Source organism: Streptomyces sp. C1-1, from assembly GCF_050214755.1.
Taxonomy (GTDB): Bacteria; Actinomycetota; Actinomycetes; order Streptomycetales; family Streptomycetaceae; genus Streptomyces.
Map to the genome: position 1 here is coordinate 1,671,166 of NZ_CP189826.1, position 13,439 is coordinate 1,684,604.

A 13,439-nucleotide genomic window follows, 5' to 3' on the forward strand; every position below is an offset into this window, starting at 1 on the left:
ATGAGCCGACGGTCACACGCGACCGTCGGCTGTCCGGGGAATGCCCTGGATCCCGCTCAGCGGCGGGTGTCGGCGCGCGTCCGCGACCGCCGCAACGTCCGCGCGCGCCCGTCGAGCCGCCTGAGCGCCGCCTCCCCCCACTGCACATTGGCCCGCTCCAGCGCCAGGCCGCCCAGGAGCGTGAGGTAGGGGCCGATGCGTTCGGCGTGGGCGAAGTACTCGTCCTCGTCCCGCCCGTCGAGCAGCCGCTCCCGCAGCCGCTCGTACCGGCCGAGCTTGGCCCTGGCCCGCTCGACGCGCTCGGCGATCGCGGCCCGTACGGCGTCGACCGCGTCGGCGTCGGCGATGTCGACGCACTGCACCTTGACCATCAGCTCGTCGCGGATCGCCAGAGGCTTGGCCGGGGCGGACAGGACGTAGTCGCGCAGGACCTCGCGGCCCGCCTCGGTGAGCGAGAACAGCCGTTTGTTGGGGCGCCGTTCCTGGTGCACGACCCGCGCCGAGACGAGCCCCTCGCTCTCCATGCGCTCGAGCTCCCGGTACAGCTGCTGCGGTGTCGCCATCCAGAAGTTGGCGACGGAGGCCTCGAAGCCCTTGGCGAGGTCGTAGCCGGACGCCTCGCCCTCCAGGAGTGCGGCCATCACCGCGTTGCGCAATGCCATCGGCCCAAATTACACCGCGTTGACTAATCAACACGGTGCATGGTGGACGGGGACGGACGCGGCCGGCGAGCACACCCGCCAACTGGTCCCGGCGTGACAGGCGTTGACCGGACGGCACCTCCACAGCACAATGAGCGCGCGTCTTTGAGAGCGCTCTCAAGAGCTGCTCGTTCCCACACTCCCGAGGAGACCCATGACCGGCAGCCAGGGCACCGGACTCAGCCGACGCGCGCTCATCGGTACCGGACTCGGCGTCGGCGCCGCGGTCCTCACCACGGGCGGGACGGCCGCGGCGGCGGACCGCTCGGCCTCCGCACAGCGCCGGGCGTCCGCCTTCCTCGCCGCCGCCATGGACGCCTACCCGGACCACGGCACGGTCCGGCTGGCCCAGAGCTACACCGACCAGGCCGGCCTGTTCAGCACCGCGTTCACCTACGACAACGCGCTCGTGATCCTCGCGAACCTGGCCACCGGCACCGCCGACGGCCGCTCGCGGGCGGTGGCGCTGGGCGACGCGCTGCTCTATGCCCAGGCCCACGACCCCGCTCACGACGACGGCAGGCTGCGGCAGGCCTACAACGTCGGGCCGTACACCTTCTACGACGGTTCGGCGCAGCCGGACGGCTTCGTGCGGGCGGACGGAACGGCCAACGTGGGCAGCCAGTTCGGCTTCACCGGCACCGCCGTGGGCGACATGGCGTGGGCCGGCATCGCGCTGAGCACCCTCGCCGCACGGACCGCCCGGCGGCGGTTCCTCACCGGGGCCGTGCGGATCGGTGAGTGGATCGAGCGTGTCGGCCGCACGGACGAGCCGCTCGGCGGCTACAAGTTCGGCGTGAACGGCGCCGACGAGAAGCTGCCCTTCACCTCGACCGAGCACAACACCGACCTGGTCGGCCTGTTCGGCCGGCTCGCCGGGCTGACCGGGGACAAGGTGTGGCTCGAACGGCGCGCGCGGGCCGCGGCCTTCGTGCGCCGGATGTGGGAGCCGTCCGGCGGGTTCTTCTACACCGGCACGAACGACGGTGTGACGATCAACAGGTCGCCGGTCCCCGAGGACACCCAGACCTGGACCCATCTCGCCCTCGTCTCCCCCGCCCACTCCCGTTCGCTGGACTGGGCCGCGACCGAACTCGCCGTCCGGGACAGCGCCGAACGCCCCAACAGCACGGTGCCGCAGGGGCAGTCGTACGAGGGCGTCACGTTCAGCTCGGCCAGTCTGTCGGCGAACGAGGACGCCCCCATCGCGTCGGGGCAGCCCAGGCCCGACCGCAACGGTGTCTGGTTCGAGGGGACCGCCCACCTGGCGCTGGCCCTGCGCTGTCGCCGGTCCCCCGGTGACGGGGCGCGGGCCCGCCGGCTGCTCGCCTCGATCGAGCGCGCGCAGGATCTGCTCGGCGGCGGCCAGACCCTCGGCGGCAGGGCGGTCGCCGAGGGCTCGGGCGTCATCTCGGCGAGCAGCCCGCTCGACACCGGTTTCGGTTTCGGCTACTACCCCTACCGGCACACGGGGGCCACGGCCTGGTACCTGCTGGCGGCGGCGCGCGCGAACCCGCTGGCGGCCTGAGCGGCGCTGCCGGGCGCGGGTCAGGCGGTGTAGCCGAGCTGGCGCCTCATGTACGGCGTCATGAGGGTCTTCGCCTTGACCAGTACGGAGGTCCGGGCGCCGAGGACCGCGCTCGCGCCCGGCACCGGCAGGATGGTCAGCCCGTCGCCCGCGCCGAAGGGCACGATGACCGGGGTGCGGTGGACGGGCCGGTAGAGGCGGGGTTCCCTGCGGTGCCTGCCGGCACTGTTGAGATAGGTGCGGATGTTCCAGGCGGCGAGGTCGGCCTGGGCGAGCGCGGCCGGGGTGATCTTGAGTTCGGTGGCGTCGTTGACGTCACCGACCGCGAACACGTCCAGCCGCCCGTCGACCCGCAGAGTGCGGTCGACCTTGACGTGCCCGGCCGCGTTGAGCCAGTCGCCGTGGCCGCCGAGGCGCAGCCAGAGGGTGTTGGGCGTGGTGCCGGTGGCCCAGAAGGAGAGGTCGGCGGCGATGATGTTGCCGCGTGCGTCGCGGTAGGTGCCGAAGTCGTTGCCGGGCGACATGAAGGAGTCGAGTCGCACCTCCACGTCGTGGGCCTCCAGCCAGGCCCGTGCCCGGCGTCCGGCGCGCTCGACGCCGGTGTTGTGCAGGAGTTCGGTGCCGGAGTGGGCGAGGGTGATCCGGACGTCCGGCCGGGCCAGGCGTATCTCGGCACTGAGTTCGACCCCGGAGGGCCCGCCGCCGACGACCAGGACGTGTTCGGCACCGGCGATCTTCTGCTGGTGCCCGGCGAACGTCTTGAGGGTCTCCTCGGTGGTGGTTCCGGTGAAGCGTGCCGGTTCGGGGTAGTCGGCGCCGGTGGCGATCACGACCACGTCGTACGGCAGCCGCTCCCCCGTGGCCAGTACGACCTGCCGCTCGGCGGTGTCGATCCGCAGGGCCTTGCCCACCACCACCCGGCCGTTGGCCAGCAGCCGGTCGTAGGGGATGAAGGGGGTCACCGACCACTCCGGGCGCACACCGGCCCGCAGCGAGGCGATGCGGTGGAAGAAGACGTCCTTGCGGTCCACCAGCGTGACCCGGGCGATCCCGTCCAGTCGTCTGGCCAGGCGGACGCCCGCGTAGCCGCCGCCGATCACCACTATGTCGCTGTCGTGCACAACGACTCTCCTGTGCCTGCTCGTGGGGAAGCGAGCAGCCGGACGCGTGGGGCTTCCTCGGCCACTCGGACTGGCGACGAGCGTAGCGCTTGAACTCTAAAGCTTCTATGGAGGCATGTGCGCATTGTGTGAAGCGTGCCAAGGGTGCTCGCGCCCCCGTGTGACCGAGCGCTGCAGTTTGCAAGGCGGTGGCCGTCTCGTAGCAGGTGAGGTAGGTGTTGCGCGACGTGGTTTGCATGGTGTGTGCGTGGAAGCGTGCATCGGCGGGCTGTGCTGTGGAACCCTGCAGACATGGCCTTCAACCTGGCCGGAACTACGCGTCCGGATGCACGGGTGGTGAGAGCCGACGGTCTTCTCCACGGCCTCGGCGAGGTTGCGCCACAAGTGCCAGGCGTCCGCGACCTGTTGTGCCTGGGGAGCGCCAGAACGCGCGCCTTCTACCGGTAGTTCGTTGAATCCGGTGGTGGCGTGGGTTGACGACAGGTCGGGTTGGTCGTAGGCCGGGGGTAGGAGTCAACTGCCTTGCTGGGGGCTGAAGATGACTGCTCGCCGGCCGTGCCCGCCCGCGCTGGGACCGCTGGAGGACTACGCGGCCCGGTTCGACGACCTCTTCTTCAGCCTGGCCCAGAGGCGAGGGTTTCGCGAGTACCTGACCGGGCTGCTGGCGCCGCGGGAGCGGAACAAGACGATCACCTGCCTGGCCGGAGCAGAGCCGGTGACGGGTGCGGGGATGCCGGGGGTGCAGCGGCTGCAGTTCTTCCTGTCCGAATCGCCCTGGGAGGCCGAGCTGGTCAACGACCGGCGGCTTGAGCTGCTGCGCGAGCTGCCGGCGACGGCTCCGCACGACGGCGGGGGCATCGTGATCGACGATTCCGGGGACCGCAAGGACGGCACGGCGACCGCGCACGTGGGCCGGCAGTGAGCTCCAGGCCCTGATCGACGCAGTCACCACCGGACACGGCATTGACCTCTACTGCCGGATTTAACGAACTACCGGTAATAGGTCGCCGAGCCGTCCCGGCACACGATCTCGATGTCCGGATGCTCGCGCAGCCACGCTTCCAGGGGTGTCGGCCGTGCGACCGGGCAGCACGGCGATCCGCTCGTGGGTCTCGGCATCGATGATCACGGTGGCATAGCGGTGCCGCCGACGCAGAGCGAAGTCGTCGACGCCGATCACACGGGGCCCCGCCCGGTGGGCAACGGGATCCGCAGCAGGGCGCGCAGGGCCGTATGACGCGACAGACCCACCGCGAGTAACGCCAGCAAGCGAGCTCCTGACCGAACTGCTAACTCCTTGACCACGGCTTTGACTTGGCTGGCCAGACGGACTGTGCGGCGCTGGTATCGCTCCAGCACTCCGGGCACCTGCTCGCCGAAGGTGTGGCGGCAGCCGCGCGTGGGACACACCGGACGCCGCACCCGCACACGGACCACCACCCGCCGGCCGTCGACCGGTACGTCGGCCACCGTCCGCCAGTGATAGCCGTGCACCCGCCCCGATATCACCCCGCACACCGGACAGACCCCAGTGTTCTGCGGAGTCCGTGCCCGCACCACGACCCGCTCGCCCTCGTCGACCAAATCTCCGATGACCAGCGGGGACAGCCCTGAAAGTACCGTCTGCACGAGCTCGTTGGCATCCGTCACACGATTACCAACGACACCTCATGACTCTGCGTCACCACCGAATGTGAGACAGGGCCGTTAGATTTACACTCCCGGGCACGTTGGAAGGCTTCTACCAGGTGCGGAACAGCGTGGAGCCGGTCATCGGGGATCAGTGCCTCTCGGTCTCGAGCCTGCCCCCTCCGAAGTGCTTGTCGATCAGTGCGGTTGCCTTCTCCCGTTGGCGGACGCTGATCTCGGCGGCGTACTCCTCCCAGCCGAAGACGCACGACGATACGACCCCGTCGAATCCGACCGAGGCGAGCGCGGCGAACACCTCGTCGAAGTCGACCTCACCGCGGCCCATTTCGGCATGCTGGTGCACGCGCACGGTCGATCCGGGCGGGTTGACGATGTAGCGCAGTCCGTTGGACGCGGTGTGGTCGAGGGTGTCGGCGAGGTGGACGTAGGTGACCTTGTCGGCTGCCGCGGTGATGATTCCGGTCGCATCGTTGCCCTGGTGGAAGGTGTGCGGCGTGCAGTACAGGAACGAGATCCAGTCCCGGTTCAGACCGCGCACCATGTTCACCGCAGCGTGACCGTCCTCGATGAAATCGTCCGGGTGCGGTTCCAGGACGAGCTTGACGCCCTCGCGTTCGAACACGGGTATCAGCTCGTCCATCGAGCGCAGGAACTGGCTCTCCGCGAACTCGGCGCCCTCGGGACGGCCGTTGAACTCGGAGTTCATGGTGTCGACACCGAGGTCGACGGTCATCCGGATGGCGCGCTTCCAGGCCCGCACCGCAGCCTGCCGCTCTTCCTCACCCGGCCCTGACCAGCGCAGCACCGGCAGGACCGAGGCGATGCCGACCCCGGCATCGGCAGCGCGCTTGCGCAGCTTGGCCACCGTGGCGTCGTCGGCGCGCGGGTGGCTGAAGAAGGGGATGAAGTCGTCCTTGGGCGACAGTTCCATCCAGGAGTAGCCGGCGCGGGCCACCAGGTCGGGGAGCTCCAGCACCGAGTGCGTGGAATAGAACATCTGCGGATCAAGAGCGAGTTTCACTGGTGTCCTCCGAGATCGGAAGCGAAAGGCGGTCAGAGGGCCGATGCGGCGCTGTGCAGGTTCTTCGCCGCCAGGGCGAGTCCGTCGGTACGGGAGAAGGCGGCGTCCTCGTGCTCGATGTTGACGGCCATGTCCGGGTCGATCTCGGCGAGGGCGCGCAGGAACTCGGTCCAGTAGGCGACGTCGTGGCCGATGCCGACGGCGACGAACTTCCAGGCCGGGTTCTCCGGCCAGGCGTTGCACCAGAAGCCGTACCCGGTGGGGACCTTGTCCGGGGCGTCGGCCGGCACCCGGGCGAACGAGGTGTCGAGGACACCGCGGATGTCGGCGCCCGGGCAGAGGGTCGCGTCCTTGGCGGCGGCGTGGAACACGAGCGGGCCGAGCCACTTGACGGAGGCGATGACGTCCATGCCCTGCCACATCAGATGCGAGGGGTCCATCTCGGCGCCGACGTTCGTCAGCCCGCCCTCGTCGACCAGCCGCTTGAGGGTGACGGGGGAAAAGACGAGGTTGTGCGGGTGCATCTCGACGGCGACCCGGACGTCGTTCTCCCGGGCGAGGGCATCGATCTCCTTCCAGAACTCGACGGCCACACCCCACTGGTAGTCGAGGACGTCCATGTAGACGCCGTCCCATGGGTTGACGACCCAGGACGGGTACTTGGCGTCGGGGTCGGAGCCCGGCGTGCCGGACATGGTGACCACGTGCCTGACGCCGAGCAGGCCGGCCAGCCGGATGGTCCGCCGCAGGTCGTCGGCATGCTTGGGTCCGACGCCGGGGAGCGGGTTGAGCGGGTTGCCGTTGCAGTTCAGGCCGGTCAGTTCCATGCCCCGGTCGGCGAAGGTGGCGAGGTACTCCTCACGCGCGGCGGCCGAGGACAGCAGCAGATCGACGGGGCAGTGCGGAGACGGTATGAACCCGCCGCTGTTGACCTCGACCGAGGTCAGCCCGTTCTCCTTGAGGACGTCGAGGGCTTCGGTCAGCGGACGGTCGTGCAAACAGGCGGTATAGGCGCCGAGCTTGAGAGCCATGTGTCAGGTCCTTCGGTCGGGAAATGAGGTCAGGCCGCGGGCGGAACGGCGACGGACGCGCCGCCGCTGCGGGAGGAGTCGACGACGGCCTGGATGATCTCCATGGTGCGCAGCGCGTCTGCGAAGGTGGCGCATGCCGGCAGCGGCTCGGCGACCCCGGCGACCTGGTCGAGGAACGCCCGCGCCTGGTAGGTGAAGTTGTCGCCGTTGCTGGCACCGACACCCGGTGCCTCCATCGGGACACCGCCCGCGAAATACGGCAGCTGCGGGCCGGCGATGATCTGCCGGGCGCCTCGGGTACGGGCGTCGGGCTGGGCGTCGTCGAAGAGGTACTCGGCGGGCCGGTGCTGGTCGAACGCGGCCCGCCCGCTGACGCCGAGCACGTCGAAGGCGAGCCCGTTCGGCAGCCCGAACCCGGTGCGCGTCACGGAGAAGGTGCCGACCAGCCCGGACTCGAACCGGGCGGTGAAGGACGCGGTGTCCTCGTTCTCGACCTCGCCGAACTCGTCCGAGACAGGCGCCGCGTTGTGCCCGACGACCGCGCCCAGCGGCAGCGCACGCTTGGTGATCTGCGTCGACAGCACGGCACCGGACACCGAGGCGATCGGCCCGGCGACGTACTCGGCGGCGTCGATGATGTGCGAGCCGACGTCCCCCAGCGCACCGGACCCGGCTCCGCCCTTGAACCGCCAGCTCAGCGGCCCGTTCGGGTCGGTCGCGTAGTCGCACCAGTAGCGTCCGCTGAACAGGGTGAGGTCTCCCAGTTCACCGCGCAGCACATGGTCGCGGATAGCGGCGATGGCGGGCGCACGGCGGAAGGTGTACCCGACAGCGGTCACGACCTCGGCGGATCGCTCCAACGCGGCCATGGCCCGGGCGTCTTCGAGCGACCCGGCCAGCGGCTTCTCGCACAGCACGTGCTTCCCGGCGGCGACCAGCGCCTCGGCGATCGGCCGGTGCAGAGCATTGCCGACGACGATGCTGACCGCGTCGATGGTCGGGTCCTCCGCCACGGCCTCCCAGCTCGGAAGGGCTTCCTCGAAGCCGTAACGCCGGGCGGCGTCCTCGCCGAGTGCCACGTTGGCATCGGCTATCGCGGCCAGCCGTACCGGCGGCAGACCGGCGCCGAAGACCGTGTTGACGTTGCGGTATCCGGCGGCGTGACTGCGGCCGGCCATACCGGCTCCGATCACCGCAACGGAGAGCGGCTTGGATGTGGTCATGGAGCTGTCCTTCGAAAAGTCGCGGTGGGGGGAATGTCAGTTGGAGGTGGGGAAGTTGAAACCGGCGGCGACCTGCTGCCTGGGCTGGGGCCAGCGGGTGGTGACGACCTTGGGGCGGGTGTAGAAGCGGATGCCCTCGGGGCCGTGGATGGGGTTGTCGCCGATGAGGGAGTCCTTCCAGCCGCCGAAGGAGTAGTAGGCCATCGGGACCGGGACGGGGACGTTGATGCCGATCATGCCGACCTTGACCCGGCGCTGGAAGCGGCGGGCGGCTTCGCCGGAGGCGGTGAACAGGGCGGTGCCGTTGCCGTAGGGGTTGGCGTTGATGACGTCGATGGCCTCGTCGAGGGTGTCGACCCGCACGATCGCGAGGACCGGGCCGAACAGTTCGTCCTTGTAGGCGCCCATCCCGGTGGTGACGTGGTCGAGGAGGGAGGGGCCGGTAAAGAAGCCGTCCTCGTGACCGTCGATCTTGAGCCCGCGGCCGTCCACGACGACCGTGGCACCCTGGGCCGCCGCTGTCCCGACCGCGTTCTCCACGCGCTCCTGGGCGGCCTTGGTCACCAGCGGGCCCATCTCGGTGCCGGGCACGTCACCGGGGCCGACCTTGACCTCACGGGCCTTGCGCCGAAGCACCTCGACGAGCCCGTCCGCGGCCTCGCTGACGGCGACCGCCACGGAGACGGCCATGCAGCGCTCGCCGGCCGAACCGTAGGCACCGGCGGTGATGTGGGTGGCGGCGAACTCCAGGTCGGCGTCGGGCAGGACGACGGCGTGGTTCTTGGCGCCGCCGAGGGCCTGGACCCGCTTGCCGTGCGAAGCGGCCTGCTCGTGGACGTACTTGGCGATGGGTGTGGAGCCGACGAAGGAGACGGCCTCGATGCCCGGGTGGGTCAGGATCGCGTCGACGGCCGGCTTGCCGCCGTGGACGACGTTGAAGACACCGTCCGGCAGCCCGGCCCTGCGGTACAGCCCGGCGACGAAGTTGGCGGCCGAGGGGGCGCGCTCGGACGGCTTGAGGATGAAGGTGTTGCCGGTCGCGATCGCGACGGGGTGCATCCACAGGGGAACCATCGCCGGGAAGTTGAACGGGGTGATGCCGGCGACGACACCGAGCGGCTGACGGAAGTCGTGCACGTCCACGCCGCGCGAGACCTGGTCGGAGAAGGAGCCCTTCAGCACGTCGCCGAGGCCGCAGGCGAACTCGACGACCTCACGGCCGCGCACGATCTCGCCGCGGGCGTCGTCGACGGTCTTGCCGTGCTCGGCGGAGATGATCCGGCCCAGCTCCTCCTCGTGCTCGACGAGGAGCTGGCGGAAGGCGAACATCACCTGGGTGCGCTGGGTGAGGGAGGACTCGGACCAGGTCTCGAACGCGGCGGAGGCGGCCCGGACGGCGGTGTCCACGTCCGCGTCGCCGCCGAGGACGACCCGGGCCTGTTCCTGGCCGGTGGCCGGGTTGAACACCGCCTGGGTGTCCGTGCCGGAGACGGGTGCGCCGTTGATCCAGTGGGGAATGGTGTTCACGGAAGCGGTGTCCTTAGAGGTAGTGACGCTGGTTCTGCTTGTGGGCGGCGTACGTCTCGTACGCGGAGCGGGTGGACTCCAGGGCGGAGACCTCGCCGACCGGGACGTCCCACCAGCCGTGGCCGGGCGGGTTGGGGCCGTAGAGATCGGTCTCGACGTGCACGACGGTCGTCCGGGTGGCCGCCTTCGCCTTCTCCATCGCCGCGCGGAACTCCTCGACCGAGGCGGCGTGCAGGACGTCCGCGCCCAGCGAGGAGGCGTTGGCGGCGAGGTCGACCGGGAGGACGTCCCCGTCGAGCTGCCCCGAATCCCCGTTCCGGTAGCGGTACTTGGTGCCGAAGCGCTGCGAGCCGAGCGACTGGGACAGCGCCCCGATCGAGGCGAAGCCGTGGTTCTGGACCAGGACGACGATGACCTTCAGGCCCTCGGAGACCATGGTGACGATCTCCTGTGCCATCATCAGATACGAGCCGTCACCGACCAGGACGACGACCTCACGGGAGGGGTCGGCCATCTTCGCGCCGACGCCCGCGGCCACCTCGTAGCCCATGCAGGAGTAGGCGTACTCGACGTGGTAGGCCTTCGGATCCCGCGCCCGCCACAGCTGTTGCAGATCGCCCGGCATGGATCCGGCCGCGTTGATGACCACCGCGCGGTCGTCCAGGACGTCGTTGAGGGCGCCGAGGATCTCCGTCTGGGCGGGGAGCGGACCATGGCCCACGGTGAAGCACCCCTCCTCGATCTCCCGCGTACGGGCGATGAGTTCACGGCTCCTCGCGCGGTACGAGGGCTCCACCTCCCAGCCGTCGAGCGCCCCGGCCAGTGCCTGGATACCCAGTCGGGCGTCCGCGACCAGCGGCTCGGCGGAGTGCTTTACGGCGTCCAGTCGGGCCACGTTGAGGTTGACGAAGGTGACGTCCGGGTTGCCGAAGACGGTGTGGCTGGCGGTGGTGAAGTCGGAGTACCGGGTGCCGATGCCCAGCACCACGTCCGCGTCCTGCGCGAGCGCGTTCGCCGCGTACGACCCCGTGGAGCCGATGCCGCCGACCGCGTACGGGTGGTCCCACGGCACCGCGCCCTTGCCGGCGTGGGTGTCGGCGACCGGGATGCCGGTGGCCTCGGCGAAGGCGCGCAGCGTGGTCTCGGCGCCGGAGTACACGGCCCCGCCGCCCGCCACGATCAGCGGCTTCCTCGCGCTCCGCAGCAGGGCGGCGGCCCGCTCGACGGCGGCCGGTTCGGGCACCGGGCGGCCGACATGCCACACCCGGCGCCGGAAGAAGGAGACGGGCCAGTCATGGGCCTCGGCCTGCACGTCCTGGGGCAGGGCGAGGGTGACGGCGCCGGTCTCCACCGGGTCGGTCAGCACCCGCATCGCCGCGAGGGCGGCCGGGATGAGCTGCTCGGGACGTGAGACGCGGTCGAAGTACTTCGAGACGGCCCGGAAGGCGTCGTTGACGGTGACGTCCCCGCCCCGCGTGTCCTCCAGCTGCTGGAGCACCGGGTCGGCGGCGCGCGTGGCGAACATGTCGGACGGCAGGAGCAGCACCGGAAGCCGGTTGGTGGTGGCCAGCGCCGCGCCCGTGATCATGTTCGTCGAGCCGGGGCCGGTCGAGGCGGTGCAGGCGAAGGTCGCCAGCCGGTCGCGCATCTTGGCGTAGGCGACCGAAGCGTGCACCATGCCCTGCTCGTTACGGGCCAAGTAGTAAGGGAGATCGGCCTCTTGGGTGACCGCGGCCTGCAGCAGGGCCTGCCCGACGCCGGCCACGTTGCCGTGTCCGAAGATGCCCCACATCCCGGGGATCAGCCGCTGCTCCTGCCCGTCGCGCTCGCTGTACTGGTGGACGAGGAAGCGCACGAGCGCCTGGGCGGTGGTGAGTCTGATCGTTTCCATCTACTCGTTCTCCTCGGCGCCGAAGGGCAGCCGGTCATCGATGTCCTGCATGTCCCAGGTGTTGCGCACCCAGCCGTGGGCAGGGTCGTCGCAGATCAGCCAGGCACGGTCCTGCCCCGGACCCGCCATGACGTTGAGGTAGTACAGGTCGTATCCCGGTGCGGCGATCGACGGCCCGTGCCAGCCGTGCGGGATGAGGACCGTGTCCCCGGAGCGGACCTCCGCCAGCACCTCGATGGGCCTGTCCGGGATGCCGTAGACACGCTGGTAGCCGAACCCGTTCCCGTCACCGGAGACCTGGAAGTAGTAGATCTCCTCCAGCTCCGACTCCACCCCGGGCCGGGCCTCGTCGTGCTTGTGCGGCGGATACGACGACCAGTTCCCACCTGGCGTGAGGACCTCGCACACCAGCAGCTGCTCGGCGTCGAACGTCCCCGGCAAGCAGTAGTTGTTGACCTGCCGCGAGCATGCCCCGGCCCCGCGCAGCTCGATGGGGACGTTCTTCTTGGCCCCGTACCGGGCGGAGAGTGAACTCCGCCCGGTACGGGCGCTGGGCAGCGCGAACGTCCCGCCGTGCGCGCTGCTGATGAGGGCCTCCGACTCGCGGGGGAGGTAGGCGAAGTCGGTGACCGAGGCGAACACGTCCTGCCGGCCGTCGAGTTCGAAGCTCTGCCCGCCGACCGTGACGGTGCATCCGCCGTGGAGGGGAAGAACCAGGAACTCGCTGTCGCCCGTGCTTAGGGCGTGTGCCTCTCCCGGCCCCAGGGTCAGGATCCTGAGGCCGGAGTATCCCCAGCCCGCTGACTCCGGCGTGACCAGGACGTCGTAGGGGCCGTCGGCCGAAGTCCCGGCCGGCAGGTGGTACTTGCTGCTCACAGCAGGCTCACCGCCTTGTCCACCGCACCGGCCACGTCTCCGCCCGCCGGGTAGAGCAGGGAGCGCCCCACGACCAACCCCTGCGCGGTCGGCTGCTTGAGCGCCTTGCCCCAGGATGCGAACGCCGCCTCCGCGTCCTTCACCTCGCCGCCCAGCAGCAGCGCCGGCAGGGTCGAGGAGGCCAGGACACGCTCCATCCCCTCCACGACCGGCAGCTTCAGCCAGGTGTACGCGGTGCGCCGGCCCAGCCCCGAGGCGATGGCGACCGACTTGATGACCGCGTCCGTGGAGAGGTCGTTCCGGATCCTCCCGTCCTGCCAGACGGAGATGAACGGCTCCACCATCGCGATGAGCTGACGGTCGTTGAGCTCGTTGATCGCGTTGGCCGTGTTCGCCAGTACGGAGGGTGTGGCCGGATCGCCCAGCGCGATCCGGGTGAGCGTCTTGCCGCCGTCGAAGCCCATCGTGGCGATCGTCTCGGCGTCGTAGCCGGTGAAGCGGTCGTCGATCTCGAACACCGAGCCCGCCAGCCCCGCCCTGTTCATCGAACCGAACACGCTCTTGCCGTCCAGGACGCCGAGCAGGAGGAGATCCTCGAGGATGTCGGCCGTGGCCAACACGCCCGTCACCCCGGGGCGTTCGAGCGCTACGCACAGCCGGTCCAGCAGCTCGAAACGATCCGCCATGGCGTTGGGATCGCCGCCGACGCCAGTGGCTCCGCGCGCGGGGTGGTCGGCGGCGATGATCATCGCCTTGCCGTGGTCGCCGAACAGCGAGGTCGCCTTCACCCGGCGGGCGGCAGCCGCCGCCACGGCACCGGGATCGTTCACCCGGGCGGACACGATCCGGCTCACGTTCTCGGACAGCACG

The 13,439-nt window shown here is 70.1% G+C and carries 10 protein-coding genes and 2 pseudogenes; 2 read left to right on the top strand and 10 right to left on the bottom strand.

Annotated features, from left to right (window positions below; translation table 11 throughout):
• Positions 1–56: 56 nt before the first annotated feature.
• The gene (locus ACQF4J_RS07660) at positions 57–662 is read right to left on the bottom strand and encodes a PadR family transcriptional regulator (protein ID WP_351802075.1); all 606 of its coding nucleotides are present in this window, start codon (positions 660–662) and stop codon (positions 57–59) included.
• A gap of 193 nt (positions 663–855) precedes the next feature.
• Here ACQF4J_RS07660 and ACQF4J_RS07665 point away from each other — a divergent pair, with 193 nt between their 5' ends.
• A complete protein-coding gene (locus ACQF4J_RS07665; protein ID WP_427165269.1) occupies positions 856–2,229 on the top strand; it encodes a Tat pathway signal sequence domain protein in 1,374 nt (457 codons plus the stop codon).
• A 20-nt stretch (positions 2,230–2,249) separates the two neighbouring features.
• On the opposite strand, the gene ACQF4J_RS07670 is transcribed toward ACQF4J_RS07665, so the two are convergent.
• On the bottom strand, positions 2,250–3,350 hold the full coding sequence (locus ACQF4J_RS07670; RefSeq protein ID WP_427165271.1) for an NAD(P)/FAD-dependent oxidoreductase: 1,101 nt from the start codon (positions 3,348–3,350) through the stop codon (positions 2,250–2,252).
• A 538-nt stretch (positions 3,351–3,888) separates the two neighbouring features.
• On the opposite strand from ACQF4J_RS07670, the pseudogene ACQF4J_RS07675 reads away from it, so the two are divergent.
• Positions 3,889–4,269 (top strand): annotated as a pseudogene (locus tag ACQF4J_RS07675) (transposase); the annotation flags it as partial.
• An 80-nt stretch (positions 4,270–4,349) separates the two neighbouring features.
• On the opposite strand, the pseudogene ACQF4J_RS07680 reads toward ACQF4J_RS07675, so the two are convergent.
• The 8 genes and pseudogenes from ACQF4J_RS07680 to ACQF4J_RS07715 form a co-directional block, all read right to left on the bottom strand.
• Positions 4,350–5,000, bottom strand: a pseudogene (locus ACQF4J_RS07680) (ISL3 family transposase); the annotation flags it as partial.
• A gap of 130 nt (positions 5,001–5,130) precedes the next feature.
• Positions 5,131–6,021: a sugar phosphate isomerase/epimerase family protein gene (locus ACQF4J_RS07685; RefSeq protein WP_351573094.1), complete on the bottom strand. Its 891-nt coding sequence runs from the start codon at positions 6,019–6,021 to the stop codon at positions 5,131–5,133.
• Positions 6,022–6,053: 32 nt separating this feature from the next.
• On the bottom strand, positions 6,054–7,052 hold the full coding sequence (locus ACQF4J_RS07690; RefSeq protein ID WP_351573097.1) for a sugar phosphate isomerase/epimerase family protein: 999 nt from the start codon (positions 7,050–7,052) through the stop codon (positions 6,054–6,056).
• Between the two features lie 29 nt (positions 7,053–7,081).
• Positions 7,082–8,275: a Gfo/Idh/MocA family protein gene (locus ACQF4J_RS07695; protein ID WP_427165274.1), complete on the bottom strand. Its 1,194-nt coding sequence runs from the start codon at positions 8,273–8,275 to the stop codon at positions 7,082–7,084.
• A 36-nt stretch (positions 8,276–8,311) separates the two neighbouring features.
• Positions 8,312–9,802: a CoA-acylating methylmalonate-semialdehyde dehydrogenase gene (locus ACQF4J_RS07700; RefSeq protein WP_427165276.1), complete on the bottom strand. Its 1,491-nt coding sequence runs from the start codon at positions 9,800–9,802 to the stop codon at positions 8,312–8,314.
• Between the two features lie 13 nt (positions 9,803–9,815).
• Positions 9,816–11,693, bottom strand: a complete 1,878-nt coding sequence (iolD, locus tag ACQF4J_RS07705; RefSeq protein WP_351573104.1) for a 3D-(3,5/4)-trihydroxycyclohexane-1,2-dione acylhydrolase (decyclizing) — start codon at positions 11,691–11,693, stop codon at positions 9,816–9,818.
• Positions 11,694–12,569, bottom strand: a complete 876-nt coding sequence (gene iolB, locus ACQF4J_RS07710) for a 5-deoxy-glucuronate isomerase (RefSeq protein ID WP_351573107.1) — start codon at positions 12,567–12,569, stop codon at positions 11,694–11,696. It lies immediately after the preceding gene.
• Entirely contained in the window at positions 12,566–13,438 is an 873-nt protein-coding gene (locus tag ACQF4J_RS07715; protein WP_427165279.1) for a Cgl0159 family (beta/alpha)8-fold protein, read from the bottom strand. Before ACQF4J_RS07715 ends, iolB begins: the two co-directional genes overlap by 4 nt.
• Position 13,439: the final 1 nt, after the last annotated feature.